This is a genomic window from Streptomyces humidus, assembly GCF_014649655.1.
GTDB lineage: Bacteria > Actinomycetota > Actinomycetes > Streptomycetales > Streptomycetaceae > Streptomyces > Streptomyces humidus.
Genome location: NZ_BMTL01000172.1, coordinates 1 through 547, shown reverse-complemented (window position 1 = coordinate 547; position 547 = coordinate 1). Strand labels below are relative to the sequence as shown.

Here is a 547-nt window from a genome sequence, read left to right as displayed (position 1 = left end):
GATCTAGGAGTGCCCTTTTTGGACTCCAATCGGTTTCAATCGGTTCCCCGACACCTCGGGTTCCCGATCGACTCCTTTACGCTCATATACCCCTGCATTAATCTTTCATCTACCCTATCTGTTGTTATTAGATACTGTACCTTAGTTACAACCCCTAGGGTTCTTAGTATATAAACCGTAGTTACTATCCTGTACTTTACACTATTCTAGTCTAAACTCCAGACTTATTCGTTTGGTCTCCTCGTGCTTCAGTCGCCCTCGTCAACTCAGAACCCAGAATCTGCTCTGTGCTGACAAAAGAATAGTGTCTCTACACGGCATACCCGACTGGACGTAACACGATGAGCGAGGAATTTGCGCTCCCCTCAATGGAGAGCTTCGGCGCCATGAACAGCGAACAGAGGGACGGTATCTTGCTGCAAGCATTGCAGCATGTAGGGGGACAGTTCGGTGCCATGCAGGATGTGCTGGAGAACCTGCACAGAGAGAATAGTCTGCTCCGCATGGACACCGTCCAGTCGCAAGGACTTCTGCACGATGCCCTCCT

Annotated in this window: 1 protein-coding gene; it reads left to right on the top strand. The window is 49.7% G+C overall.

Annotated features, from left to right (window positions below; translation table 11 throughout):
• Positions 1-341: 341 nt before the first annotated feature.
• Positions 342-547: hypothetical protein (locus IE239_RS41605; protein ID WP_190154630.1), on the top strand; the 206-nt coding region annotated here is incomplete at its 3' end.